The sequence below is a fragment of the Neolewinella agarilytica genome, from assembly GCF_900110645.1.
Classification (GTDB): domain Bacteria; phylum Bacteroidota; class Bacteroidia; order Chitinophagales; family Saprospiraceae; genus Neolewinella; species Neolewinella agarilytica.
Genome location: NZ_FOFB01000007.1, coordinates 42,028 through 66,601, shown reverse-complemented (window position 1 = coordinate 66,601; position 24,574 = coordinate 42,028). Strand labels below are relative to the sequence as shown.

Genomic DNA, 24,574 nt, shown 5'->3' with positions numbered 1-24,574 from the left:
GCCTGCCGCTCATTTCCTGATGGTAACATTTGAGTATTCATTGACAATAAATGGCCATTAATGGGTACTTCTGCTGCGTACGTTCTTTCTGGCGGCCCTGATCATTCCGGGAAGCCATATTTTAGACCAGTACACCAGAAGTAAATGTGATGAAAAGGAGAGATTTTTTTAAGAAGTCAGCAAAGCAAGCCCTGACCGTTAGCCTCGTGCCCTTAAGCGGTATGGCTGCTGCGGGCGAGGACGGGCCTCGGGATAAGGGTGGTGTAATTCAGGAACTACCCAACGGGGAAAAGTCCGGCGTCATCCACCGGGAAAAAACGTTGAACTACGACGTTGCCGTGATCGGTGGTGGAATGGCGGGTATGTGCGCCGCGGTCTCTGCGGCTCGCAACGGAGCTAAGACAGTTCTCGTGCAGGATCGCCCCGTACTGGGAGGCAATGCCTCCAGTGAAATCCGGGTACACGTCAATGGCGTCACTCACCTGAAGGGGGGAAAGCCCGAGCGGGAAACCGGCGTCATTGAAGAGTTGCTGCTTCACAACCGTTTCCACAACCCCCAGGAATCTTACCCCGTCTGGGATCACGTACTCTACGGTTTCATTACTGCTGAAGACAACCTGGACCTCATCATGAACACCCAGGCCACGAAGGCGGAGATGGACAACGGCCGGATCAAGGCTGCCAAATGCTGGCAGCAAACTACGGAGACGACCATCACGATAAACGCTGACATTTTTATCGATTGTTCAGGAGATGGCCTCCTGGCGGCAACCGCCGGCGCCGTTTATCGTACGGGCCGGGAGGGTAAAGCCGAGTTCGGAGAAAAGTATGCCCCCGATGAGCCCGACGGATGGCAAATGGGAGCTTCCCTGATGCTGGAAGCTAAAGACATGGGCCGGCCGATGCCCTTCGAGGCGCCTCACTTCACTATCCCCTTTGATCCGGAAATAGCGCACAAGGGGAGAAAATTCAACAACTACCAAAATGGCATCTGGTGGATAGAAGTTGGTAGCGACGACGATATCATCGGTGAATTCGAGGAAAACCGTCACAAACTGATGGGCTATGCCTACGGACTGTGGGACTACATCAAAAATTCCGGCAAGTTCCCGGAGTCTGCCAACGAGGCCCTCGACTGGGTGTGCTCCCTGCCCGGCCGGCGGGAATCCCGCCGGTTCATGGGTGATTACATCCTCAAAGAACCGGATATGCTCGGGTATAAACAGTTCGAGGATGCCGTCGCCTACGGCGGATGGTCGCTCGATGAACACAATCCGGGCGGGATTGAAGACTTAAAAGCTCCGCCAAGCTTCTTCCACGAGCATTTTCACCGGGTATACCAGATCCCTTACCGGAGTTTATACTCAAAGAATGTACCTAACCTGCTTTTTGCCGGGCGCAACATCAGCCAGAGCCACATTGCTCTTTCTTCTTCCCGCGTAATGGCAACCTGTGCAACCATGGGGCAGGCCGTAGGAACGGCTGCCGCTATTTGTATTGCGGAATCCTGCGGGCCAAGGGAGGTCTATAAAAAGCATCTGAACCAGCTACAGGAACAACTGCTGCGTGATGATGCTTTCATCCCTGACCGACCCGCTCGCGACGAAAAAGACCTGGCGCGTACTGCCGATCTGATCATTGGCTCCTCCACCAGCTCGGGCGATGCAGCCTTGCTGACGGATGGGTGGTCGCGGGACTTTCTGGACGTGGTGCACCACTGGGAATCCGAGGGCCTGCCCGCCAATGCTCAGTTGGAATGGCGGGAGCCCGTTTTGCTGCGTAAAATCGAAATCAAGTGCGATACGAACGTAAGAAGGAATATTCTGATGCGGAAAGACTCCAAAGTCAGTAAAACCTTCACCAATACCGTCCCGGAAGAGCTACTCAAAACCATTAGTGTGGAAGGCCGGGTAAAGGGGCAGTGGGTATCCTTAGGAAAGCTGGACAAGAACAAGCGGCGCCTGATTAAATTTACCTTTCCGCCTCAACGGTTTACCGCCATCAGGATTAATCTGGAGGAAACCTATGGCGCTGCCAATGCTAAGCTCTTTGAAGTACGCTGTTATGCCTGATTGGGGAAATATCCTGACGCCTTCGAAGTTCATCGGGGGGCTTCTGCTCGTTTTACAGCTGCTTCCCTCAGGAAGCAGTTGCCAAACCGTCGTTGGGGTACATGAGATCAAGGCCAACCATCCGGCATTCGAACAGGAACATGCTACTACTTTCCAGCTCGTTGAAGCAGAAGTGAACGAAAAACGGATATTCAGGCTTGACGTACAATCGGTTATTTGCGCGGATCATCAGTGTAAAGTCGTACCGGTAAGCCTGTTTTGGGATGCATTAGGAAAGTACGTGAAGTATGAGCTTGTCCCCGGAGATTATCTGGAAAAAGGAGAGGGCGTTCCTTTCACAGAAGACGATTATCAAACCCTGCAGACGATTTTGCTGGACGAAAATTCTCCTTACGGTGATCTTACTTACCATGAAGTTACCCATGATCAGGTAATCGGGGAGGGGCAGGTGGATGGAATATCGGGAGCGACCACCATACTACTGGCAAACGGACAAACGGTCATTGGGGCCACCTGGTCCTGCTTCACCCTGTGGCATTGGGCTAATGGTGATGTGGTTGGTGAGGTGCGTCGTATTACGGGAGCCCGGGCTACCGTCTCGGCGCTCAGGCAATTACTGGATTCAGGAAATCAGGCGAAGCAACATTATGCCCTCAGTGAATTAAATCGGCGCGAACAGTACGATCCTGAATTGGTGGAATCCGTCCTGCGGCTTTCGGCTCATGCGCAGGGGGAGCTGTTGTCCCTCAGCCTTTCATTTCTCGAAGGGCTGGACCCCGGGCAATACCTGATGGCCATGGTACAACTCTACGATACGGAGCGGAGCGGACTGCGGCAGGAGGTGCTGAAATCCTTATTGCGGGCAAAGAGCAAACCGGGGGAGGGAACTGTTGTCCGTTTAATCGGCCTTTTACCGGAGAACCCTGCTTTTCAGGAGGTCGATTACCTGCTCAGACTCATTGAGCAAGCTAAAGTTGCCTCGGAGGCAGTTTCAAGGGAGCTTGTACCATTGCTGAAAGCCAATGATTTTTTGCTTTCCCGACGGGTATATTACTTCCTTTCACGGGAGGAAAACAGCGCGGGTATTCGTGTGGCGCTGGATGGATTTTACGCTTTGCACAAGGACAATATCTGACGGAAACGAAGGCCATTCTCCTGCTTCAGAGACGTGAGTACATGATTTGAGTATAATACTTGTCGCATTGGTTAAGATGGCGGATGGCCGTTGGCGAATGGTTGAATATTTTAGTAGTTTAGGCAAAGAAGGAGGGGAGTAAGGGAACCTGCCCCACAGAAATCCAAGGATAATATTGCCCGATAAAGTATGAGTCGATCCATTACTACCGTTAAGAGATGCCGATGGCTCATTACCCTTCTTTGCTTTACCACCTTGCTCTGCACCTGTACATTCGGCGAGTTCAGTAACCACGGGCGCGCCGACGAACACGCTGCTGCTGTTCCGGAGCGCCCTGATTTCACCTTTCACATAAAGCCATTGCTGAGTGATCGTTGCTACGCCTGCCACGGCCCCGATGAAACCAAGCAAAAGGCGGGGCTTGCGCTCCACACCCCGGAACTTGCCTACGCTGAACTCAAAAACAAGGCGGGGAAATTTGCCATCGTTCCCGGAGACGTGGACAACAGCGAAGTGTGGAGACGCATCATCAGTAGTAATGCGGAAGTGGTAATGCCACCACCCGAGAGTCACCTGTCACTGAGCGATGATGAAAAAGAATTGATCCGGCGGTGGATTGAGCAAGGCGCTGAATACAAGCCGCACTGGGCATTCTCGGCGCCCGAAATGCCCCCTATCCCCGAGGTGGAAGAGATGGATTGGGTCCGTAATCCGATTGATCAATTCGTGCTGTCGGAACTTCAGCAGCGCGGGATGACCCATAGCCCCGAGGCGGAACGAGGGGCTTTGCTCCGCCGGCTAAGCTTTGACCTCACGGGCCTGCCCCCAACGCCGGAGGAGTTGCTGGCTTTTGAAAATGATGATTCGGGGGATGCCTACGAAAAGGTGGTCGACCGCTTGCTGGCCTCTCCGCATTATGGTGAGCGGATGGCGATCGACTGGCTGGACCTCAGCCGCTACGCCGACAGCCACGGCTATCAGGATGACCGGCCCCGAACGATGTGGCCCTGGCGGGATTGGGTCATCAAAGCCTTCAATGAGAACCTGAATTATCGGGACTTCGTCACCTGGCAGCTAGCTGGTGACTTGCTGCCGGAGGCGACTTACGAGCAGAAACTGGCCACCGGCTTTGGCCGCAATCACCCCATCACCCAGGAGGGAGGCGTCATCGAAGCGGAATATCTGGCGGAATATGCCAGTGACCGAACGCATGTTTTTGGGACGGCCTTCCTTGGCCTCACGGTTGAATGTGCTAAGTGTCATACCCATAAGTACGACCCGATTTTGCATACGGACTATTATCAGCTGACGGCCTTTTTTAACAACATCACCGAAAGGGGAACGGCTAACGGTTATTACGACGAAGCGCCGGTGCCGAATATGCCGATTGAAAGTCGGGAATTGGAGCAAAAACTGGCGGAGGTGGAGCAATTCATCACCCGCCTGGAGAGCAGACAGCGGGAGCTGGAAGGATCGGGAATTATCGCGGGGGAGGACGCGGTTTTGGAGACAAAGGAAACCTTGCTGGCCAAGGGGCTGGTGGCCCGCTTTGATTTTAACGATAATGAGGGGGGGCGAACCCTCAGCGGCTTACCGGAAACGGAGGACGGCTGGATGAACTTCAATCTTCCACCAACCTTTGGGGCGGTAAAGGAAGTGAGCGGAAGAGAAGGGAAGGCCCTGTCTTTTGACGGCGAAAACTACCTTTCGCTGGGGCTGGTGGGCGATTTTGAACACCACCAGGCTTTCTCGGCCTCGGTCTGGATCAGGCACGACGGGCGGGGTGGCACCCGGGCCATTTTGGGCAAGCGGATGGATGAGCTGCTGCATAACGGCTATGATTTGGTGCTGACGGCTAACAATCAATTGGCTTTTCGTCTGTCGGGAGAATGGTGGTCGCCCGACCAGTACCCCGAAGGCCTGCGGGCTTTGGAGGTCCGCACCCGGGCGGCCGTGCCTGCGGGAAGCTGGCAACACGTAGCGGTGACTTACGATGGGTCTGGCAGGGGTAGGGGAGTCCGCTTGTACATCGGGGCGCAGCCGCAGGATGCAAAGATTGTTGTAGATAACCTGAGGCGGAAGACCATCCTGAATGGCAATCACTTCGCCATCGGAAACTGGAACCAGCGGGGGCGTACCCGAGCAGGGTTAAGGGGCTTTGCCCGGGGCGCTATTGACAACTTCCGGCTCTATGAGCGGGAGTTGAGCCCCGTGGACATTGCTCTGTTAGCTTCCTCTGCACCTGCGGCCTCGCGCCCAAATTCCGCCCGTTTTACTGCTGACCGCTGGCAGAAACACCTCTTGTTGCATTATTCAGAACCCTACCGCCGAACGGCCGCCATGCTGGATAGCCTTCGGTCCATCGATCGCACCCTGCCCAAGGTGATGGTAATGGAAGAGAAAGACACGATAAACCCCACTTTTGTGCGTCTGCGAGGAGAATACGACCATCCCGGAGAACCCGTAAGCCGTAAGGCGCCCAGTGCCCTGCCGCCACTTCCTGATGATGCCCCAAAGAACCGTCTGGGTCTGGCGCAGTGGCTCTTTATGGAGGAGCACCCGCTCACCGCCCGGGTGGCCGTCAACCGACTCTGGCAACAGGTCTTTGGCCAGGGGCTGGTGAAGTCAGCCGCAGATTTTGGTAATCAGGGCGACCTGCCCTCCCACCCGGAATTACTGGACTATCTGGCACTGGAATACCGTAATAATGGTTGGGACACAAAGGCCATTCTCCGGCTCCTGCTTACCTCCAACACCTACCGGCAAAGCGGCCGTCTTCGTCCCGGAGACGAGAAAGAAGACCCCGAAAACCGCTGGCTGGCCCGTGGCCCGTCGGGCAAGCTTACGGCCGAAATGCTCCGTGATCATGCACTGGCGTCCAGCGGGCTGCTCCACGACGAAATTGGAGGCAAATGGGTCAAACCCTATCAGCCCGCCGGTCTTTGGTATGAGATGGCCTCCGATATCGGAGAACCGATCTACCGGCCCAGCAGGGGCGTTGACCTCTTTCGCCGAAGCCTGTATACTTACTTTAAGCGGACCATTCCTCCCCCGGACATGCTGACCATGGACGCTGCAGAACGAACCGTCTGCACCGTCAAACGCCAGAAAACCAGCACGCCGCTGCAGTCATTGGTCGTACTCAATTCTCCCCTCTACGCCGAAGCCAGTCGCCATCTGGCCCAGCAACTCTTACGGGATCAGCAAGGTGAAGATGCCCTGATCAGGGCTGCTTTTGTTCAGGTAGTTTCCCGTGAACCCAGTGAGCCGGAGAAAAACATCCTGCTGGAAATGTTGGCGGAGAATGCCGACTACTTCGAAGAAGATCCCGCAGCGGCCGATGAACTGCTTAGCATCGGTACGGTGCCACCGCCCCCGGAAATAGACCGAAAAAGCCTGGCTGCCGCCACGATGGTGGTTAGCGCCATTTTCAACCTTGATGAAGCGCAGAGAAAGTAATCCCGTAAAGTCCCGATAACTTATTCCCATGACTGACCCTCTTCACGAAGCAAGACTAAAGTATAACCGCCGTCATTTTTTCGGTAAGGCGAGCCTTGGCCTCGGAGCCCTGACTTTGGGTTCTTTGCTGGGGTGTGGTCAGGACAAGGCCGCTCCTGACTTACCGGCGGCCATCAAAAATCTGCACCTGCCACCGCAGGCAAAGCGGGTCATTTATCTTTTTCAGTCGGGTGGCCCGAGTCAATACGAACTTTATGATCACAAGCCGCTCCTCCGGGAGCGGAATGGAGAAGAATTACCTGCCAGTGTGCGTGGAAATCAGCGCCTGACCGGAATGACGGCCAACCAAAGCTCCATGCCGCTGGCGGGGTCGCTGTTTGGCTTTAAACAGTGGGGAGAGAGCCGTGCCTGGGTGAGTGAGCTGATGCCACACGTCGGGGCCATTGCGGATGAGCTTTGCTTTATCAAAAGTATGCACACCGAGGCCATTAATCATGACCCGGCCATTACCTTTTTTCAGACCGGTAGTCAGCAGGCCGGCCGGCCGAGCATTGGCTCCTGGATGAGTTACGGGCTGGGAAGTGAAAACGAAAACATGCCGGCATTCACCGTGTTGCTGAGCCGGGGCGCGCAACGGCCACAGCCAATTTATTCCAGGTTGTGGGGTAACGGCTTTTTGCCGTCCCTGCATCAGGGTGTACAGTTTCGAAGTGGCAAAGACCCGGTGCTCTACCTGCGGGACCCCAAGGGTATTGACCGGCACGCCCGCCGTGATTTTCTGGACAAAATCGCGAAGCTCAATGAATTGCGTCTGCAGGACTTTGGGGATCCCGAAATACAAAGCAGAATCAGCCAGTATGAAATGGCTTACCGGATGCAAACTTCCGTTCCGGAAGTGATGGACCTTTCCGATGAGCCCGATGAAGTCTTCGAGCTCTACGGCGAAGCGGCCCGGAAGCCCGGAACCTACGCTGCTAACTGTCTGCTGGCCCGTCGCCTGGCCGAACGGGATGTGAAGTTCATCCAGCTCTATCATCTCGGGTGGGATCAACACGTGGACCTGCCCCGGGAAATTGCCAGTCAGTGCCGGGATACGGATCAGGCCTCCGCGGCGCTGGTCGTTGACTTAAAGCGGCGGGGATTGCTGGAAGATACTCTTGTAATCTGGGGAGGAGAATTCGGCCGCACAAACTTCAGTCAGGGTACCCTGACGGCTACCAACTACGGCCGCGATCATCATCCACGTTGTTTTACTATCTGGATGGCGGGTGGTGGCGTAAAACCGGGTGTCAGCTATGGTGAGACGGATGAATTCGGCTACAACATCATCAAAGACCCGGTGCACGTTCATGACTTCCAGGCTACGCTGCTGCACCTGACGGGAGTAGATCATGAACAGCTGACCTATAAGCATCAGGGGCGTCGCTACCGGTTAACGGATGTGCACGGCAAGGTCGTTAAGGATATTTTGGTGTGATGGATAGCCTCTAACAGGATTCTCCTATGGGCAAGTATGAAATCTGTCAGAAATAGAGCATCATTTATTTTCTACCGAATTCCTTTTCAACGAATGGAAAATTCTGCCCAGAGCGGATAGTGGTCAGAGATCATCCAGGAATGCTGAAGCTTGGAGTGGGTTTCTTCGTTCCAGAGAAGGGGAACAAAATCGTAGTTGCCTGCCGCCAGTAAATCCATGGATAGTTTTGGCTGCTTGTTGTCTCCGTTGAACCAGGCAATCTGATCGTAGTATTTATCTTTATTGAAGATAGAGCGGGTGGCTTCCGGCGCCTGCAGAGCCGGGGGAACGTACAGGCCTTTGGCCAGAAAGGTTTGATTGAGTAGGTCGCCACGTTCATCGATGTTGAAGTCTCCGAGGCAGATCAGGTTTTGATCGTAGGTATTGATATCAGAAGCCCAGTCACTTAGCCAGCGGGCGATGCCTTTGAGTTCAGCAATGCGATCACTCGACTTTTTACCGTAGATAATGTGTAGGGTGACGAGGATGAACGTCTTGGATTCTGACCGGAAACTCACGGCGTAGGGTGACCGGACAAACTGATCTTTGAGCGAATTTTCTTCTACTTCATCTAGCCATTCTTTAGGTACTACAATTTCGGAGGCAAGACCCGATAAGTTGGCCCGGCGGGTATCGAAGACATAAGCCATCCGTTCACCATTGCCGGCGGAGCCGACAGTAACGTCTGTAAGGATAAAAGACCAATTGGAGCCAAGGAGCTTCATCATGTCCCGGAAGGCGCGAATGTTGGCTTTAACTTCCTGCACGGCGACGACATCGAACCGAGAGACGATCTCCGCAATGTAATGGACCGAAGAGAGGTCCCGACGGGGAGAGTCCGTTTGGCTGGAGGTCCAAACCCGGGAAAGATTTCCAAATGCGCGGATGTTCCAGGTGGCAATGAGCAGGTTTCGGCCGATTTTCTTAGCGGGGATCCTAATATCAAGGTTGTCAGAAAGCGCTTGCATCCGAGGTTGTAGCTCAATGGGAAAAGGATCAAGAATGTTAGGCATTGACTGGCGATTGCTGAAGTGAAACTTTTACACTAAACGTTTAAACAAGGAAATGTATGATGGAAGTACCTAAATTCTCTTGTTGCTTAACCAGACGGATAGTATCCAAATTTGCTCTGCTTCTAATTACCAGGACTTCTGCCCATTCGTAGTCCCCGCGGTAATCATCGCTCGTTGCTCTTCATAAGATTTCAGCAATGAACTTATTCTTTCCGGCTGGTGAGCATATTCCCGTTTGACGGCCTCAATACCCTTATCGGCAGCCTTCAGTGCTTTGTCTTTTTGCCCCAATTGCGTGTAGGCTCTCATGAGCATTCGGTAAGGATATTCCCCCTTGTCGACTTCCTGAAAGCGAGCGATAAGCGCCAGGGCTTTATCGGGTTGTTGCTGATTAAAGAGCAGATAGTTTATGGGCTTGAAGTATTCGTGGCCATCGCCCATCAGTGGCGCTGAAATTATGCTGTCAATGTAAGTCGTGATTTGCTCATTAATACCGGTGCTTATGGGGAAGCTAACCTGCACGTCCGTCCACGAAATATAGAGTCGGGCGTTGTTGTCACTGATGTCAAAGTCGAAGCTTAGTGCCTCATAATGCCGTCCTGCTTTTGTTACGGGTACGCAGGTCTGTATGCGGATTTCAGACTTTCCGTACTCCAGGATGCCATGGTTAGCGTCGTGGATAATGATGGTCCATTCCTTCTCTCCGGGGATCGTAATCAGGGCATACTTGCCAGCAGGCAATCTTTGCTTGTCGATGATAACCGGCTCATCAAAACTAATAATAACTTCTGAGGCACTGGTTTGCCAGGGCTTATCGTAAGGAATCAGGCCACCGAAGATGGTCCGGCCCCGGGCGATAGCCCGGGAGTACTCCACTTTGATGATCGTATTACCGACCATCTGGGTTAAGCTGGCTTTAGGGCTCAGCGGGGGGAGAAAGAACTGTGCCTGCAGGCTGCTTGTACTGATGAAGAGTGCACAAAAAAGAAGGGAGATTATTCTAAACATAATTTGGTGTTTGTACCGCTGACTTCAGTCGGCGGAATTAAATTATCTGCCGACGGAAATCGGCAGTAAAGGCTAGCAGCCGTCCATGGTTCTTCCGGCCAGCCACCCACGTGGCGAACTGGAGATAAAGCGGAGCCCTGAACTGTCGTTAGGTAGTTCTGCCCGATAGCCTGACCACAGCTTTTGTGGTAATGTTTTTGCGTTTTTGCTGCTAAGCATGCCAATGGGTATTTCCCAATTCGCGCCCCCGTCTGTTGTCCGGATCATTGATTGACCGATGAGTTGAGCGTAAAGCGATTGTCCGTCCGCCAAAAAGCGTTGAGCTGTGTTGCCAGCGAAGCACGGTTGCCAGCTGGCTCCATTGTCTTCGCTGACAAAGATGCCCTTTAGTCTGGCGGCGTATAGCCGGCCGCCATGGGCGATCAGATCATTGGTTTGTTGAAGGTCTGAGCAGTGCCTCCAGCTCATACCGCCATCGTGGGAACGGTAGATGCCGCCGTCAGTACCGGCGATGAGCAGCCCTTCGTGATAAAGGAGTGCCCGGACGGACCCTGCGCGAAGGTTGAAAATCGAGGGCGTCCAGCTTTTCCCTCCGTTGAAAGACAGGTAAACTCCCTGCCGGAAAGTACCAATGGCCAGCTTGTCGCCATCAGCGGCGATGGCGTTAATGTCAATCCGTTGGGGGAGACGATTGTTCCTGGGCTCCCAGACGGTAGATCCTTTCGGGAGAAAGTAAAGTCCGTGCGCATCAGTTGTCAGGTAAATGCCGTCGGGGTGGTTCAGAACGTTGGCTGGAGTAGCTTGCTCTGGTAACCCTTGGTTAAAGGGCTGCCAACTACCTCCCTGATCTTTACTAAGGTACAATTGAGGGGGTAGGTTTGCAGAATCCACCGGACTTAAGGCCAGGTGAAGAAGAGAAAAAAGAAGGGCTGTCAGCATTCCATAAATAATTGATACTGCCAAGGTAAGGGGAGCCAGTAGTTGACCATTAAAACAATTGTAAAAGGATGTAAACAGCGAGTAAAACCAAGAAATTAACGTCTTCCAGCCATTATCTTCGCCATAATGAAAAAGTGGACACAAGGTGGATTGTTCCTGCTTGGCGGGCTCTTGCTGTTGCTGGGGCTGAGTAGTGCGCTGCTGCCGGATGCGGAACAAGAGGACGAACGGTACGCATTGGCCCTCCGGCAAATCGCACATGACTACCTCATCTGTGAAGGAGACGAAACGAGCCGCATACCTGCCGTCAGAACTCAGGCGGATGGCGGACTTTTTCTGCAGTTAGAAAGGAATATCGACTATACAAGTCTGGCGGAGGTAGCCAGTAAAGCCATCAACCGGTATGGCATCAGAAACAGTTACAGTCTTTCATTGGAGGACTGTGAAAGCGGTGAAATATTTCTGGGCAACCTGTGGGTAGATCCGGTTACCGACCCTACGGGACAGACGGGGATAGCCTGTGGCGGAAGAGATCAGGAAGAACGCTGTGCGAACATCACACTGACCTTCCATGCTTCCAATGCCGTAGGTGCAACGGGCAATCCGCTGTTTTTGCTTCTGCCTGGCATCCTCTTGTTACTCATTGGCGGATGGCGGACCCGGGTGAAACAACCTCTGGCGCCTGCGGCTTCTTCCGCGGTAAGCCTTGTGGATAAACGACCTCCTTCCCTGAGTCCGAATGTTACTTTCGATGCCAACGCACAGTTACTTTCCGTTGCGGGTGCCGGACATGAACTTACCTATCGGGAAAGCAAACTGCTCAACTATCTGGTTGAAAACAGCAACGAGGTTCTGCGTCGGGAAGACATTCACGAAGCTGTTTGGGGCGAAGAAGGCATCATCGTTGGTCGCAGCCTGGATGTGTTCATTTCCCGGCTACGAAAAAAGCTGGCAGGAGCAGAGGGGGCCGAGATTATTACGGTGCATGGGGTAGGGTATCGCTTCAAAGTAACCGCTGCAGGTATCGAAGCCTGAAACGAATGGTTATTTCGGGCCTTCTTTTTATTCAGGGATCGAAATTTTGGGCAGGAGAAGATAACTTCACCAGCGAACGCTCAAAATAACTTTCCGGATGATCATTGACAGCCACCAGCACTTCTGGCGCTACGAGGCAAAAAAACACGATTGGATTGACGATGAAATGGCCGTGATTCGGCGGGACTTTATGCCCGAAGACCTGCAGCCCATTTTAGCCGCTAACGGCGTGAATGGCTGTGTCGCCGTTCAGGCTGATCAGACCCGGGACGAGACAGATTTTCTGCTGGCATTAGCCAGGGAGAATCCCTTCATCAAAGGCGTAGTGGGCTGGATTGACCTGCGGGCCGAAAATTTAAACGTACAACTTGATGTCTACGCCGGAAGCACAGCCCTAAAAGGCTTTCGGCACGTGGTGCAGGGTGAAGCCGATCCGCAGTTTATGCTTAGGCCGGAGTTCGTAAGGGGAATCCGTACCATAGGCGAGCGGGGCTACACCTACGACCTGCTCATCCTGCCGCATCAACTGCTGGCGGCGGTGGAGCTCGTTCGGCAGTTTCCCGAACAGCGCTTTGTGGTGGATCACCTGGCCAAACCCTACATCAAGGCGGGGTATCTGGCAGGCTGGGAGATCGGAATGCAAGCATTGGCTGCTTTTCCCAATGTATGGTGTAAGGTCTCCGGCATGGTCACCGAAGCCGACTACCAAAACTGGACGGAAGACCAGATGAAACCCTACCTCGACGTCGTATTCGATGCCTGGGGAACGGAACGAGTTATGTTCGGCAGCGACTGGCCCGTCTGCCGGGTGGCGGCGCCTTATGACAGGGTTCTGGGGCTGGTGAATGACTACCTCTCCGGTTTTAGCCAGCCAGAACAACAGGCCGTACTGGGCGGTAATTGCTGGTCATTTTACGGCTTAGCGTAGCTCAGAAGGACACTTTCCGGTAAAATCATATTACAGATGTTAATCGCCGTCCGGCCCGTCAATGGCATTGGCGGGCTAGGCTTACATTGAGCCCACACTCTTTATTTATGAAGTACATTGTTTGCGAACAACCGGAGCAATTTGAGCTCCTGGAAAAACCATCACCCAAAGCGACTGAGGGAGAAGCGCTCCTGCGAATCACCCGTGTTGGCATTTGTGGAACAGACCTGCATGCCTACGCCGGTAATCAGGCCTTTTTCAGCTACCCCAGAATCCTGGGGCATGAGCTCTCCGCTGAAGTAATGGAAATCGGAGACAACCCCCAGGGCATCTCCGCCGGAGATCGTGTTATCATTATGCCCTACCTGAGCTGCGGCTCCTGTGTCGCTTGCCGGCACGGGAAGACGAACTGTTGTTCCAATATCCGCGTACTCGGTGTGCATACCGATGGTGGCATGCAGGAGGTCATCAGTGTTCCCAACGCTATCCTGATTCCGGCCGGGAAGCTCTCGCATGACGAGATCGCCATCGTTGAACCGCTCGCCATCGGCGCACATGCTATTCGCCGGGCGGATCTGAAAAGCGGAGAGACCATCGTCGTCGTCGGTTGTGGCCCCATCGGTATTGGTCTGATGGCTCTGGCGAAGATTGTGGGGTGTACGGTTATCGCCATGGATACGAATCCGGACCGTCTGGCTTTCGTCAAGGAGAAAATTGGTGTTGACCACGCGATTAATGTACTCGACGAGCCCGTTGAAGCCGTAGCGAAAATAACGGATGGTGACCTGGCCACTGCTGTGTTCGACGCTACCGGGAACAAGCGGGCGCTGGAGAGTGGTACGGACTACATGAGCCACGGTGGCCGCTATGTACTGGTAGGTCTCAGTAAAGGGGATTTAACCTTTGCGCACCCGAAGATCCACGCTAAAGAAACCACCCTGATGTGTAGCCGCAACGCTACTTTCGACGATTTTCAGTGGGTGAAAGACACCCTGGAAGGTGGGAAGTTTCCCACCGAGGCCTTCATCACACACCGGGTTCCCTTCACCGAAATGATTGCCAGCTTCGACAGTTGGCTCAAGCCTGAGACCGGCGTAATTAAAGCAATCGTGGAATGGTGAATCAAAGTTGGTTAAAACTTCACCCTGAGGACAATCTGCTGGTTGCCCTGCGCGACCTGCCCGCCGGAGAGGTCATTACCTCCGGAGAGCGGACGGTGACGCTGTCCAAAGAGATCAAGGCTAAGCACAAGCTGGCCGAGCGTGACTTTGCCGAAGGAGATAAACTGTACCTCTATGGAGTGTTAGTGGGTAAAGCGCTGGAGGCAATCCCCTCCGGAGGGTTGATCCATACCGGAAACGTTGTCCATGCCGCTGAAACTTATCAGGCAAAACAGGGAGAGACCCACTGGGAAGCACCCGACGTAAGCCGTTGGCAAGACCGCCACTTCATGGGCTATCACCGGAAAGACGGCAGTGTCGGCACCGCTAACTACTGGCTCATTATTCCGCTGGTTTTCTGTGAAAACAGAAACGTAGAAACCATCCGCGAAGCGATGGTGGATCAGCTGGGTTATGGCCGCAAAGAAGTACGGACGGTAGACATCAGTTCATTGATCAAAGCCTATCAGGCCGGCGCTGACGAGGCAACACTCCGCGGCATCGACCCGCTGGCCGGCAAACAAGAAAACGAGAAAGATCAGCGGGTTTTCCCAAATGTGGATGGCATCAAGTTTCTGACCCATGATGGCGGCTGCGGCGGCACCCGGCAGGATGCACAGGTGCTCTGTGAGTTACTCGCCGGCTACATCACCAATCCGAACGTAGCCGGGGCAACGGTCCTGAGTCTGGGGTGCCAGAATGCGCAAATTCCGCTGCTGCAGGCTGCACTCAGCAAAAGAGGGGCGGCGGGAGAAAAACCCGTCATTTACCTGGAGCAACAGCAAAGCAGGAGCGAGCGGGATTTCATCGCAGAGGCGGTAAAGAAGACCTTCCTTGCGCTTACTAAAGCCAATCATTGCACCCGCGCTCCGGCGCCCCTTTCTGCACTTACCCTGGGGCTGGAATGCGGTGGCTCCGATGGCTTCTCCGGCCTTTCGGCTAACCCCGTGCTCGGGCAGGTGTCCGATTGGCTCGCTGCCCTGAATGGCAAGCCGGTACTTGCTGAGTTTCCCGAACTCAATGGGGTAGAGCAGTCGCTCATCAACCGCTGCCGGACACCGGAACTGGCCGAAAAGTTTGCCGGTTTAATGCGCGCCTACTCAGACGCTGCCGAGGCCGTAGGGTCGGGCTTTAAGAATAATCCTTCTCCCGGTAATATCCGGGACGGGTTGATTACCGACGCTATGAAATCTGCCGGCGCGGCCCGTAAGGGAGGAACCGGCCCCGTGGCGGATGTGCTGGACTACGCTGAGCCCGTTACGCAGCCCGGTCTCAACCTGCTGTGTACGCCCGGAAACGACGTGGAAAGTACCACCGGGCTGGCGGGCTCAGGCTGTAACCTGATCGTCTTTACCACGGGCCTGGGCACCCCGACGGGAAATCCAATTGTGCCCGTCATCAAAATGTCGAGCAATACAAGCCTGGCGAACCGGATGTCGGATATCATCGATTTTGACGCTGGGCCGGTCATCACCGGAGCAAGCAGCATCGAAGAACGCGCAGCTCAGCTTCTTGAGTTCCTTGTTGATGTTGCCAGTGGTCGTCAAACTACTGCTGCTCAACGCCTTGGGCAAGATGACTTTATCCCTTGGAAGAGGGGCGTATCTCTATAACCATCTTAAAAGAATTAGCTATCAACTCAACTGCTTCATCCGATCTTCCCCTGCGTGTTCTCCAGTTTGGGGGCGGCAATTTTTTGCGCGCCTTTGCTGACTGGATGATCGACGTGCTGAATGAAAAGACAGAATTTCAGGCCGGAGTTGTGGTCGTAAAACCTACCGAGCGTGGAGATTACGATGACCTTCGGGCCAGCAATGGCCGCTTTACGGTAGCTCTCGACGGGGTGCGCCGCGGCGAACTCATTCAGGAACGACGGGAGATTAGCTGCGTGCAACGGATCATTCAGCCTTACCGGGAGCGGGAAGCTTTCCTCGCTACGGCGGAGCTGGAAAGTATGCGGTTCATCATCTCCAATACCACCGAAGCGGGCATCCGTTTTTCGGAGGAACCGATGCCGGAGGAGGGAATGCCAAAGGAGTTCCCGGCCAAGCTCACGCTATGGTTATATCACCGGTACCGGCATTTTTCGGGGGCGCCGGAGCGCGGGTGCATTGTTTTGCCAATGGAACTGAGTGCGGACAACGGAACCGCCCTCAACCGGGCGGTGGAACAATACGCTGCGCACTGGAATCTCCCTCCCGGCTTTCGGGAATGGAATGCTACGGCTAATCACTATTGCTCTACGCTGGTAGACCGCATCGTCTCCGGCTACCCCGAAGACCGCGCGGCGAAAATCTTCGCCGAAATCGGCAAGGAAGACCCGCTGCTGGTGGCCGGAGAGTATTACCACAGCTGGGTAATTGCCGGGCCGGAGTTGGTAGCTGAAGAACTTCCCTTTGGGCAAACAGACCTAAACGTGGTCTTTACCCAGGACCTCGACGCCTACCGGGAGATCAAAGTCCGCATCCTCAACGGCGCCCACACGAGCATCGTCCCCACTGGCTACCTCGCCGGATTGGAAACAGTTGGTGACGTCATGAACGATGCTGCCATGAGCGATTTTCTCGCGAGCGTCCTGAACGATGAGATAATCCCTTCGCTGGATTACCCCAAAGAACAGCTGGAAGCTTTTGCGGCCGATGTGCTGGACCGCTTCCGCAATCCCTTTTTACACCACAAGCTGCTGGATATTTCCCTGAATTCCACCTCGAAGTTCCGGGCACGCCTGCTTCCTTCCTTACTCAGTTATCAGCAAAAGAAGGGGGCCTTGCCACGGGGCATCGTCCGGGCCTTTGCGGCACTGATGCGCTTTTACCGGGGGGATCGCGACGGAAGCACAATTCCCCTGCGGGACGAAGCAGATCGAATCGACTTCTTCCGCGAACAATGGGCCCTCTATGAATCCGACAAGCAGGGGCTCAGCGACCTTGTCCGGCAGGTACTGGCGCGCGTGGGTTGGTGGGGCCGCGACCTTAATGGCGTACCGGGCTTAGGGCAGGCACTAACCATTGAGCTGAAAAATTACCTCAACTAAAACCAAATACTATGGACCTCCAGTTAAAAGATAAAGTTGTCGTCATCTCCGGAGCCGCCGGGCACCGCGGAAGTATTGGTGAAGTGATGATGCGCGCCATTGCGGCAGAAGGAGCCATCCCGGCTATCGTCGACCGAAACGCTCGCGGTTTTGAATACGTCAAAGAGCTACAGGCTGAAGGCATTGATGCTGAATTTTTTCAAACCGACGTAACGGACCCGGAGCAAATTGCCTCCGCCGCAGACCGTATCAAAGCTAAGTATGGCCGTATAGACGCGGTCATTAATAACGTTGGGGTAAATGACGGTGCCGGCCTTGAAGCCAGCTATGACGACTTCATGAACAGCCTCAAACTAAACGTGGTGAGTTACTGGTGCCTCGTCAAGGAATGTCTGCCGATGCTCAAGGCCGCCAAAGGCAATGTGCTTAATATCGGCTCCAAAGTGGGCTACACCGGCCAGGGGAATACCTCCGGCTACGCCGCCGCTAAGGGCGGCGTAATGGCCCTCACCCGCGAGTGGGCCGTCGACTTCGTGAAGTGGGGTGGCCGTTCCAACTGCATCATTATTGCCGAAAGTTACACCCCCGCCTACGAGACCTGGATTAAGTCGCTGCCCAATGGCGAAGAAAAACTCAAATCCATTGTTGAGAAAATCCCCCTGGAAAACCGAATGACCACGCCGCAGGAAATTGCTAATCAGGCTTTATTCCTCATCTCCGATCTGGCGACGCACACTACCGGGCAGCATGTTTTCTGTGACGGAGGCTATGTACACTTGGATCGGTCCTTACTGACGCAAGAGAAGTAGCCTTGTGGTCTGGTAGTCTGGTGGGCTACCGCACAGAATAGGCGTTGGAAAAGCTTTTTGCAATGTCTAGTCTCCCCGCCTCCAATGCCTCTAACCTGCGGCAGCCTACCAGACCACCGAACTACCTCCCCCTCCTCCCAAATGCGGTAGCCTTCCAGACCACAAGACTACCACACTACAAGACTATAAAACCTCGATCATGTCCAAAGAATCACAAGCCTTAGTCCCCAAGCAATATCTGCTCCCCTTCATCATCGTAACCTCGCTGTTTGCGTTGTGGGGTTTCGCCAATGATATCACCAATCCGATGGTCTCTGCCTTCAAGAAGGTCTTGGAGCTGGACAATACGAGCGCTTCTTACGTTCAATTTGCCTTCTATATCGGGTATTTCTGTATGGCTCTGCCCGCAGCCATATTTGCCAAGAAGTACTCTTATAAAAAGGCCATCATCATCGGTCTGGCCCTGTATGCGGTAGGTGCCTTATTGTTCTTTCCGGCGGCTAGCGCAGAGAGTTTTACCTTCTTCTTGTTGTCGTACTTCATCATTACCTGCGGACTGGCCTTTTTGGAAACTACCGCCAGCCCCTACGTTATGACCCTGGGTTCCGAGGAAACGGCTACCCGACGATTGAACCTCGCTCAGGCCTTTAACCCGATTGGTGCCCTGGGGGGCTTGCTGGTGGCGCAGCAGTTCATCCTGGCGAAGCTCCGGGTGGAGGAGCTGGGCCGCTCCGCTTACGATGCCCTGCCGGAAGCAGAACGCCTGGGGAACAGTGCTTCTGACCTTGGTGCGAAGGCTTACGCCGCGCTGGACGCTACGGAGAAGGCTGGAATACGGACGGACGATCTCGCCACCATTCGCAATCCTTACGTCGTTTTGGGTATCGCTGTTATCGGCATGCTGATCCTCTTTTTAGTAACCAAAATGCCGGAGAAGGAGGAAAAGGACGATGGCTTAGGTATCTGGGCGGCGCTTGGCCGCCTCTGGTCACAACCTCGTTTCGTGGGAGGGGTCATTGCACAGGCTTTCTATGTGGGTGCGCAAATCATGTGCTGGACTTACGTTTACCAGTACGCCGAGTCCATCGGCATCGCAAACGCCGATGCGGTCTACTACGCCGTTGCAGCCCTGGTGATATTCCTTGCGGGCCGTTGGGTGGGAACCTTCCTGCTGAGTTACTTTACGGGAGGGCGACTGCTTTTCCTTTTCGCACTCAGCGCCGGAATCCTGACGCTCTGTACGATCTTTATTCAGGGTATTACCGGGCTGTATTGTCTGGTGGGGGTATCTCTCTTCATGTCGATTATGTTCCCAACCATCTACGGTATCGCATTGGAAGGACAGGGCGAAGACGCCAAGTTCGGTGCTGCCTTCCTGGTGATGGCCATCGTTGGTGGTGCACTGATGCCTGTCTTTCAGGGCAAGATCCTTGACATAGGCGGAGGCGGCTACACGGATACGCTGATCATGGGCGTACCGGAGGTGAATTTCTCTTTTGTACTACCGCTGTTCTGCTTTCTTGTTGTAGGGATTTATGGTCTCACGGTGAGCGGGTATAAGGTCGAATCTGCCGATGAGACGCTTTAAATAACTTACACAAAGATCATCATGAGCCAACGCCATATCCTTATCTGCGACCTGAAGAACGATCCCGCGCTGATCGAAAAGTATAAAGAGTACCACGCTCCCGGCAATGCCTGGCCGGAAATAACGGAGAGCATCGTCTCTTCGGGAATCACCGGCATGGAGATATTCCTCGCCGGTAACCGGCTGGTGATGATCATGACGACAACAGACGACTTCGACCCCGCCGCGAAAGCGGCGGCGGACGGCAGCAACCCTAAAGTGCAGGAGTGGGAAACCCTGATGGATACTTTCCAGCAGCGGCTCCCCTTCGCCGAAGACGGAGTGAAGTGGGTGGAAGCAGAAAGGATCTTTAGTCTGGTAAACTAAGAATACGGCTTAAGCGTCTCAATCCGCCCCGCTGCATCGTACCGGATTTCGGCCATCTTCACGCTCCGCAGGTGCGTTACGCCTTCGGAGAGGACGGAGTCATGGTAGAATAACCACCATTTTCCCTTCCATTCGGCAATGGAGTGGTGGCTCGTCCAGCCAATAACGGGCTCCAGGATGCGGCCTGCATAGGTAAAGGGGCCGTAGGGGGAGTCTCCGATGGCATAGCAGATGTAGTGGGTGTCTCCGGTGGAATAACTGAAATAGTACTTGTCATTGTATTTGTGGACCCAGCTGGCTTCGAAGAAGCGCCGGTCGTTATCGCCTTCCAGCAACAAGTCTCCGTTTTCGTCCAGGATGTCTACGTAGCGCGGCGGCTCGGCGAATTCCAGCATGTCGTCGCTTAGTTTGGCGACGTAAGGGCGCAGGGCAGGCTCCTCTTTAGCGGGCAGTTCGTGTTTGGCGTTCCACTCATGGTCACGGTACTGTTGGAGCTGTCCGCCCCAAATGCCGCCCACGTACATGTAGTAGCTGCCGTCCTCGTCCTTGAAAACGGCGGGGTCGATGCTGTAGCTGCCTTTTATGTAGTCGGGTTGGGCGATGAAGGGGCCGACGGGGCTATCCCCGACGGCAACGCCGATGCGGAACATCTGCTCGTGGTCGCGGGCGGGGAAGTAGAAGTAATATTTGCCGCTTTTTTCGGCGGCGTCCGGGGCCCACATCTGCCGGCTGGCCCAGGGTACATCTTTGACGTGCAGGGCAACCCCGTGGTCGGTGGCTTCGAGCTGATCGTTGACGCTCAGCACGTGGTAATCCTCCATGCCGAAATGATCGCCGTTGTCGTTGAAGGGTATCCCTGCGTCGATGTCATGACTGGGGTAGATATAGAGCTTCCCGTCGAAGACATGGGCAGAAGGATCCGCGGTGTAAATGTGCGTGACCAGAGGTTGGGAAATGGCCTTTTGGGCGAGTTCCTGGTAGTTGGGTTCGTTGGACATGAGTTAAGGTTTGGGGCGCCGGAGCGCAGGTTCAGGGGGGAGTTAGGAAAGCAGGGTGTGGTGGGGCTAAGCCCCCGGATTGCGCCGCGACTTCGTCGTCGACTTCATCCGGGGTTAAGGATGTTTGATTCCCTTCGGGGCTGCTACGCGGTCCTACGGGATCGGGAGGGGAGTACTGGGCGGAGAGAGCTTTGCTTTTCAACCTTCCCTGCACCTGCGTCCGCGCCCTGATGTACTTGTTTAGCTAACAGCTTCTCCACGGCGGGAAAGCAGGTCGGATTCGATTTGATCTTCCATCTTTTTGTCAATTTCGTAGAAGAATAACGAAGCGACCCCAATCAGGAAGGGCAGGGAGGCGAATACCGAAATCATCAGCCGGATACCGTTGAGTGTTTCCGGAGCCTGGGTCGCCAGATCTTTGGCGTACCCGTAGTAAGCCAGCAGCCCCGCCACCAGCGAACCACCGATGCTGAGGCCCACCTTGAGGCCAAAGATCATGGCGGAGAAGATGATAGCCGTTGCCCGGCGGTTGTTCTTCCACTCGGAGTAGTCGGCTACGTCAGCAATCATTGCCCACAGGATCGGGATGGTGACGCCGTAGGCAAGCCCATGCCCGATCTGGAGAATGAATACCGTCCGGATAGCGTCCGCCGGAACGACGATGTAAGCCAGGAGAAACAGTGTTGAAAGGAAGAGGAAACCTCCGAAGATGTTCCGCTTGCCGTACTTGTCAGCCAGCCGCTTCGAGAAGAATATTCCGATGATCTGACAAATGATACTCACCGCATTATAAAGGCTGAAGGTAGCTGAGCCCGCCGATGAATCACTGGCAAATAAGCTGCTGGCCCCGACGGAATCGAGGAAAGCCCGCATGGCTTCTTCGTCCAGGTATTGTTCAAAATAGTAAATGTAAGATCCACCCTTTAGCGCGAGGGTAACGAAGATGAGTGTCGTCAGGATCAGCATCACCACCCAGGGGCGGTTACCGAAGAGATCTTTGAGGTCATTGATTACGGAAGACTCCTGTTCCGGTTTTGGGATGACACGTTCCTTTGTTGTAAGAAAAGTGATGAGTAAGCAGACCACGCCCACTACGGCCAGGACCATCATCACTTTCTCAAATCCGACGGCCTTGTCGCCGTCTCCCGCCCAGATTACAATAGGGTAGACGAGCACCTGAATGATGAATTGTGCCACCATAACGGCCACGAATCGATAGCTGGAGAGACTGTTTCTTTCCGACATGCTGCCGGTCAGGACGCCACTCAAAGCAGAGTAGGGGAGGTTGTTGGCCGAATAGATCATCACCAGTAAGAGGTAGGTAACGCCGGCGTACCAGAGCTTTCCCGAGGAGGAGAAGTCTGGTGTAGCGAAGGTTGCCATGACGATGGCGCCGAAGGGGACCGCAGTCCATAGTATCCACGGGCGAAACTTGCCCCAGCGCGTACGGGTCCGGTCGGCAATGGCACCCATGATGGGCGTAAACACCGCACCACCGATAATGCCCGCCCAGAAAATGATCAGGGACGCCCAGCCGGCTTCAATACCATAGACGTCGGTGTAAAAGAAGGCGATAAAAGTCACCAGAGTTTGGAACACCAGGTTGGCGGCAAGGTCTCCGAGGGCATAGCCTATTTTTTCGGTGACGGAGAGTTTGTGATTGATGATAGACATAAGGTAGTCTTGTGGTGTGGTAGTCTGGTAGGCTACCATGTTTTGGAAGGCAGATGATGTTAGGAAAAGGGGCTTGTGCAGCGTATTAATTTACCTCGTTCGCCTGCTTCTGATAATTATAGTTGCCGCTTTTTTTGCCGTCCGGATTCAGGCTGAGGACGCGATCGTACACCGGCTTTTTCTGGTAAGACCGATCAAATAGCAGCGGGTAATTCGTCCGCCCGCTAATGGGCCAGCCGTTCAGCCAGGAGTGGCCGTCATTGACGCCCCAGAAAGTAATCCGCTCGATGTTGTCAGCGTGCTTGAGGTAGAGTCGGAAGAGGTCTTCGTAGCGATCTGCTAAAACAGTCTGCATGGAATCTGGCAGAGCGTCAGGGAAAGGATTCATGTAAGGGCTGTTCTCGAAGTTCTGACTGACTTCTGCGCCGACCAGGTCCCAGGGGTTCGGTAGCACCGTTACGTCCAGTTCCGTCATCATTATCGGCAGGCCGGCCTTTTCGTAGGCGACGATGGATTGCTCAATGGTATCGATACTTGGCCCGGCGACGCTGTAGTGAGCCTGCATCCCAATGCCGTCTACCCGGCCGCCGTTCGCCCGAATCTTTTCAATCATCCGGATGGCACCTTCGCGTTTATCGGCGTTCCACATATTGTAGTCGTTGTAGTAGAGCTTCGTCTCCGGACCGGCGGCTGCCGCCGCCATCTTGAAAGCCTCCGTGAGGTAGTCTTCTCCCAAAACCTTATAGAAATGGCTCTCCCGCAGGCTGCCATCTTCGTTCAGTGCTTCGTTTACGACGTCCCAGCCATCGATACGTCCCTTATAGCGACCGGCAACGGCGTCGATGTGGGTTTTCATTTCGGCCAGTAGTAGCTCCGGGTCGGTAATTTCCTTCACGTAATCACTCAGCTGGCTGTGCCAGACGAGAGCGTGACCAACGATGAACATATCATTCTCTTCGCCAAAAGCAACGAAGGCATCAGGGTCCGCCCAGTTGAAGACACCGGGTCGGGGGTTAATTTCCTCCCATTTCATCATGTTCTCTGGCGTGATGGTATTGTACTCGCGCGCAACGAGTGCCTGGCCCAGTGTATCCGTCCCGTTAATGTGGGAACCCCCCAGGGCCGCTCCAACTACAAATTGATCCGCAAAAGCAGTAGAAATAGTGGGAGGCGTTGTTTCGGCTTGTTCCTCGGGTGTCGAAGGAGATCCACAGGCATACAGGCAAACGATAGCCAGTAACAGCAAGTAATTTTTGGTGTGCATTTTGTCGACTTTAATGAAGATTTATCTGATACTTACTACCGTGAAGCACCGATATACGGGCAATGTAAGTCTCTGAAATCATGGCAATCCATTGCGCTGATCAATTATTTTTAGGGCACAAAAAAAGCCGACGCTGAACTCAGGTTCAGCGTCGGCTCCCGTAAGAGGATAGATCCTCTCTTTTTCAGACTTATTCCGGCTTCTTGCAAGCCTTCGTTTTGTCTGCACAGCAAGCATCTGCTTTAGGTTTACAGCAGGCAGCCAGGGCTTCCTGAGCCTTGGGGCGGGCGGGTACATCATCAGCCTCGTAGCCCGTGTTCGCAATGGCCTGACGCAGCGTTGCCACATCTACCAAGTCGGCATCGTACTTGATTTTGACTTTGCTCGTAACGAGGTCAAGTTCAGCTTTTTCGACACCATCGATGTCGTAGAGGTTTTTCTCGATGGCGTGCTTGCACATTTCGCAAACGGCATTGGTCTGAATAACTACTTTCTTGGGGGGAGCTGCCATGGCCGTGAAGGCGAAGACAACAAGAAGGAGAAATAAATTCCGCATAATTGGTAAGTATTTAGAAG

Annotated in this window: 19 protein-coding genes; 12 read left to right on the top strand and 7 right to left on the bottom strand. The window is 54.1% G+C overall.

Going from position 1 to position 24,574, the window contains the following annotated elements; genetic code table 11:
• The first annotated feature begins 149 nt into the window (after nt 1-149).
• From BM123_RS08025 to BM123_RS08010, 4 genes are all read left to right on the top strand, one after another.
• Nucleotides 150-2,072: an FAD-dependent oxidoreductase gene (locus tag BM123_RS08025; protein ID WP_090167092.1), complete on the top strand. Its 1,923-nt coding sequence runs from the start codon at nt 150-152 to the stop codon at nt 2,070-2,072.
• Nucleotides 2,050-3,207, top strand: coding sequence for a hypothetical protein (locus BM123_RS08020; RefSeq protein WP_139211809.1), 1,158 nt, complete (start codon nt 2,050-2,052; stop codon nt 3,205-3,207). The genes BM123_RS08025 and BM123_RS08020 overlap by 23 nt, the downstream gene beginning before the upstream one ends.
• 189 nt (nt 3,208-3,396) lie before the next feature.
• Nucleotides 3,397-6,666, top strand: coding sequence for a DUF1553 domain-containing protein (locus BM123_RS08015; RefSeq protein ID WP_090167088.1), 3,270 nt, complete (start codon nt 3,397-3,399; stop codon nt 6,664-6,666).
• 28 nt (nt 6,667-6,694) lie between these two features.
• Complete coding sequence (locus BM123_RS08010) at nt 6,695-8,143, top strand: DUF1501 domain-containing protein (RefSeq protein WP_090167086.1); 1,449 nt, start codon at nt 6,695-6,697, stop codon at nt 8,141-8,143.
• Between the two features lie 86 nt (nt 8,144-8,229).
• Here BM123_RS08010 and BM123_RS08005 read toward each other — a convergent pair whose 3' ends face one another.
• From BM123_RS08005 to BM123_RS07995, 3 genes are all read right to left on the bottom strand, one after another.
• On the bottom strand, nt 8,230-9,195 hold the full coding sequence (locus BM123_RS08005; protein WP_090167084.1) for an endonuclease/exonuclease/phosphatase family protein: 966 nt from the start codon (nt 9,193-9,195) through the stop codon (nt 8,230-8,232).
• A gap of 126 nt (nt 9,196-9,321) precedes the next feature.
• Nucleotides 9,322-10,203 carry a DUF2911 domain-containing protein gene (locus BM123_RS08000; RefSeq protein ID WP_090167082.1) on the bottom strand — a complete coding sequence of 294 codons (882 nt, stop codon included), beginning with the start codon at nt 10,201-10,203 and terminating at the stop codon, nt 9,322-9,324.
• A 72-nt stretch (nt 10,204-10,275) separates the two neighbouring features.
• The gene (locus BM123_RS07995; protein ID WP_090167080.1) at nt 10,276-11,067 is read right to left on the bottom strand and encodes a sialidase family protein; all 792 of its coding nucleotides are present in this window, start codon (nt 11,065-11,067) and stop codon (nt 10,276-10,278) included.
• Between the two features lie 201 nt (nt 11,068-11,268).
• Here BM123_RS07995 and BM123_RS07990 point away from each other — a divergent pair, with 201 nt between their 5' ends.
• The 8 genes from BM123_RS07990 to BM123_RS07955 all read left to right on the top strand — a co-directional run bounded on the left by BM123_RS07990 (nt 11,269) and on the right by BM123_RS07955 (nt 20,062).
• Nucleotides 11,269-12,177 (top strand): winged helix-turn-helix domain-containing protein, encoded by a 909-nt coding sequence (locus BM123_RS07990; protein WP_090167078.1) that lies wholly within the window; start codon nt 11,269-11,271, stop codon nt 12,175-12,177.
• Between the two features lie 97 nt (nt 12,178-12,274).
• Nucleotides 12,275-13,105 carry an amidohydrolase family protein gene (locus BM123_RS07985; RefSeq protein ID WP_090167076.1) on the top strand — a complete coding sequence of 277 codons (831 nt, stop codon included), beginning with the start codon at nt 12,275-12,277 and terminating at the stop codon, nt 13,103-13,105.
• Between the two features lie 107 nt (nt 13,106-13,212).
• Nucleotides 13,213-14,226, top strand: a complete 1,014-nt coding sequence (locus BM123_RS07980) for a zinc-binding alcohol dehydrogenase family protein (RefSeq protein ID WP_090167074.1) — start codon at nt 13,213-13,215, stop codon at nt 14,224-14,226.
• Nucleotides 14,220-15,878 (top strand): UxaA family hydrolase, encoded by a 1,659-nt coding sequence (locus tag BM123_RS07975; protein ID WP_245748468.1) that lies wholly within the window; start codon nt 14,220-14,222, stop codon nt 15,876-15,878. The genes BM123_RS07980 and BM123_RS07975 overlap by 7 nt, the downstream gene beginning before the upstream one ends.
• Nucleotides 15,854-17,299: a tagaturonate reductase gene (locus tag BM123_RS07970; RefSeq protein WP_262490450.1), complete on the top strand. Its 1,446-nt coding sequence runs from the start codon at nt 15,854-15,856 to the stop codon at nt 17,297-17,299. Before BM123_RS07975 ends, BM123_RS07970 begins: the two co-directional genes overlap by 25 nt.
• A gap of 11 nt (nt 17,300-17,310) precedes the next feature.
• Nucleotides 17,311-18,108 (top strand): SDR family oxidoreductase, encoded by a 798-nt coding sequence (locus BM123_RS07965; protein ID WP_090167072.1) that lies wholly within the window; start codon nt 17,311-17,313, stop codon nt 18,106-18,108.
• A gap of 199 nt (nt 18,109-18,307) precedes the next feature.
• The gene (fucP, locus tag BM123_RS07960; RefSeq protein ID WP_090167070.1) at nt 18,308-19,696 is read left to right on the top strand and encodes an L-fucose:H+ symporter permease; all 1,389 of its coding nucleotides are present in this window, start codon (nt 18,308-18,310) and stop codon (nt 19,694-19,696) included.
• 21 nt (nt 19,697-19,717) lie between these two features.
• Complete coding sequence (locus BM123_RS07955) at nt 19,718-20,062, top strand: L-rhamnose mutarotase (protein WP_175489292.1); 345 nt, start codon at nt 19,718-19,720, stop codon at nt 20,060-20,062.
• Here BM123_RS07955 and BM123_RS07950 read toward each other — a convergent pair.
• The 4 genes from BM123_RS07950 to BM123_RS07935 form a co-directional block, all read right to left on the bottom strand.
• Nucleotides 20,059-21,060, bottom strand: a complete 1,002-nt coding sequence (locus BM123_RS07950) for a glycoside hydrolase family 43 protein (protein WP_090167066.1) — start codon at nt 21,058-21,060, stop codon at nt 20,059-20,061. The genes BM123_RS07955 and BM123_RS07950 overlap by 4 nt on opposite strands.
• A 240-nt stretch (nt 21,061-21,300) precedes the next feature.
• Nucleotides 21,301-22,734: an MFS transporter gene (locus BM123_RS07945; protein ID WP_090167325.1), complete on the bottom strand. Its 1,434-nt coding sequence runs from the start codon at nt 22,732-22,734 to the stop codon at nt 21,301-21,303.
• Between the two features lie 85 nt (nt 22,735-22,819).
• Nucleotides 22,820-23,998 (bottom strand): endo-1,4-beta-xylanase, encoded by a 1,179-nt coding sequence (locus BM123_RS07940; RefSeq protein ID WP_090167065.1) that lies wholly within the window; start codon nt 23,996-23,998, stop codon nt 22,820-22,822.
• A 190-nt stretch (nt 23,999-24,188) separates the two neighbouring features.
• Entirely contained in the window at nt 24,189-24,554 is a 366-nt protein-coding gene (locus BM123_RS07935) for a heavy-metal-associated domain-containing protein (protein ID WP_090167063.1), read from the bottom strand.
• Between the last annotated feature and the right edge of the window lie 20 nt (nt 24,555-24,574).

What these genes read in the sequence shown, in the direction of transcription:
- BM123_RS07935 (WP_090167063.1), bottom strand. Translation starts at nt 24,554, where the DNA reads ATGCGGAATTTATTTCTCCTTCTTGTTGTCTTCGCCTTCACGGCCATG.
- BM123_RS08025 (WP_090167092.1), top strand. Translation starts at nt 150, where the DNA reads ATGAAAAGGAGAGATTTTTTTAAGAAGTCAGCAAAGCAAGCCCTGACC.
- BM123_RS07990 (WP_090167078.1), top strand. Translation starts at nt 11,269, where the DNA reads ATGAAAAAGTGGACACAAGGTGGATTGTTCCTGCTTGGCGGGCTCTTG.
- BM123_RS07975 (WP_245748468.1), top strand. Translation starts at nt 14,220, where the DNA reads ATGGTGAATCAAAGTTGGTTAAAACTTCACCCTGAGGACAATCTGCTG.
- BM123_RS07945 (WP_090167325.1), bottom strand. Translation starts at nt 22,734, where the DNA reads ATGTCTATCATCAATCACAAACTCTCCGTCACCGAAAAAATAGGCTAT.
- BM123_RS07965 (WP_090167072.1), top strand. Translation starts at nt 17,311, where the DNA reads ATGGACCTCCAGTTAAAAGATAAAGTTGTCGTCATCTCCGGAGCCGCC.
- fucP (WP_090167070.1), top strand. Translation starts at nt 18,308, where the DNA reads ATGTCCAAAGAATCACAAGCCTTAGTCCCCAAGCAATATCTGCTCCCC.
- BM123_RS07940 (WP_090167065.1), bottom strand. Translation starts at nt 23,998, where the DNA reads ATGCACACCAAAAATTACTTGCTGTTACTGGCTATCGTTTGCCTGTAT.
- BM123_RS08010 (WP_090167086.1), top strand. Translation starts at nt 6,695, where the DNA reads ATGACTGACCCTCTTCACGAAGCAAGACTAAAGTATAACCGCCGTCAT.
- BM123_RS07950 (WP_090167066.1), bottom strand. Translation starts at nt 21,060, where the DNA reads ATGTCCAACGAACCCAACTACCAGGAACTCGCCCAAAAGGCCATTTCC.
- BM123_RS07980 (WP_090167074.1), top strand. Translation starts at nt 13,213, where the DNA reads ATGAAGTACATTGTTTGCGAACAACCGGAGCAATTTGAGCTCCTGGAA.
- BM123_RS08000 (WP_090167082.1), bottom strand. Translation starts at nt 10,203, where the DNA reads ATGTTTAGAATAATCTCCCTTCTTTTTTGTGCACTCTTCATCAGTACA.
- BM123_RS07985 (WP_090167076.1), top strand. Translation starts at nt 12,275, where the DNA reads ATGATCATTGACAGCCACCAGCACTTCTGGCGCTACGAGGCAAAAAAA.
- BM123_RS07955 (WP_175489292.1), top strand. Translation starts at nt 19,718, where the DNA reads ATGAGCCAACGCCATATCCTTATCTGCGACCTGAAGAACGATCCCGCG.
- BM123_RS08015 (WP_090167088.1), top strand. Translation starts at nt 3,397, where the DNA reads ATGAGTCGATCCATTACTACCGTTAAGAGATGCCGATGGCTCATTACC.
- BM123_RS08005 (WP_090167084.1), bottom strand. Translation starts at nt 9,195, where the DNA reads ATGCCTAACATTCTTGATCCTTTTCCCATTGAGCTACAACCTCGGATG.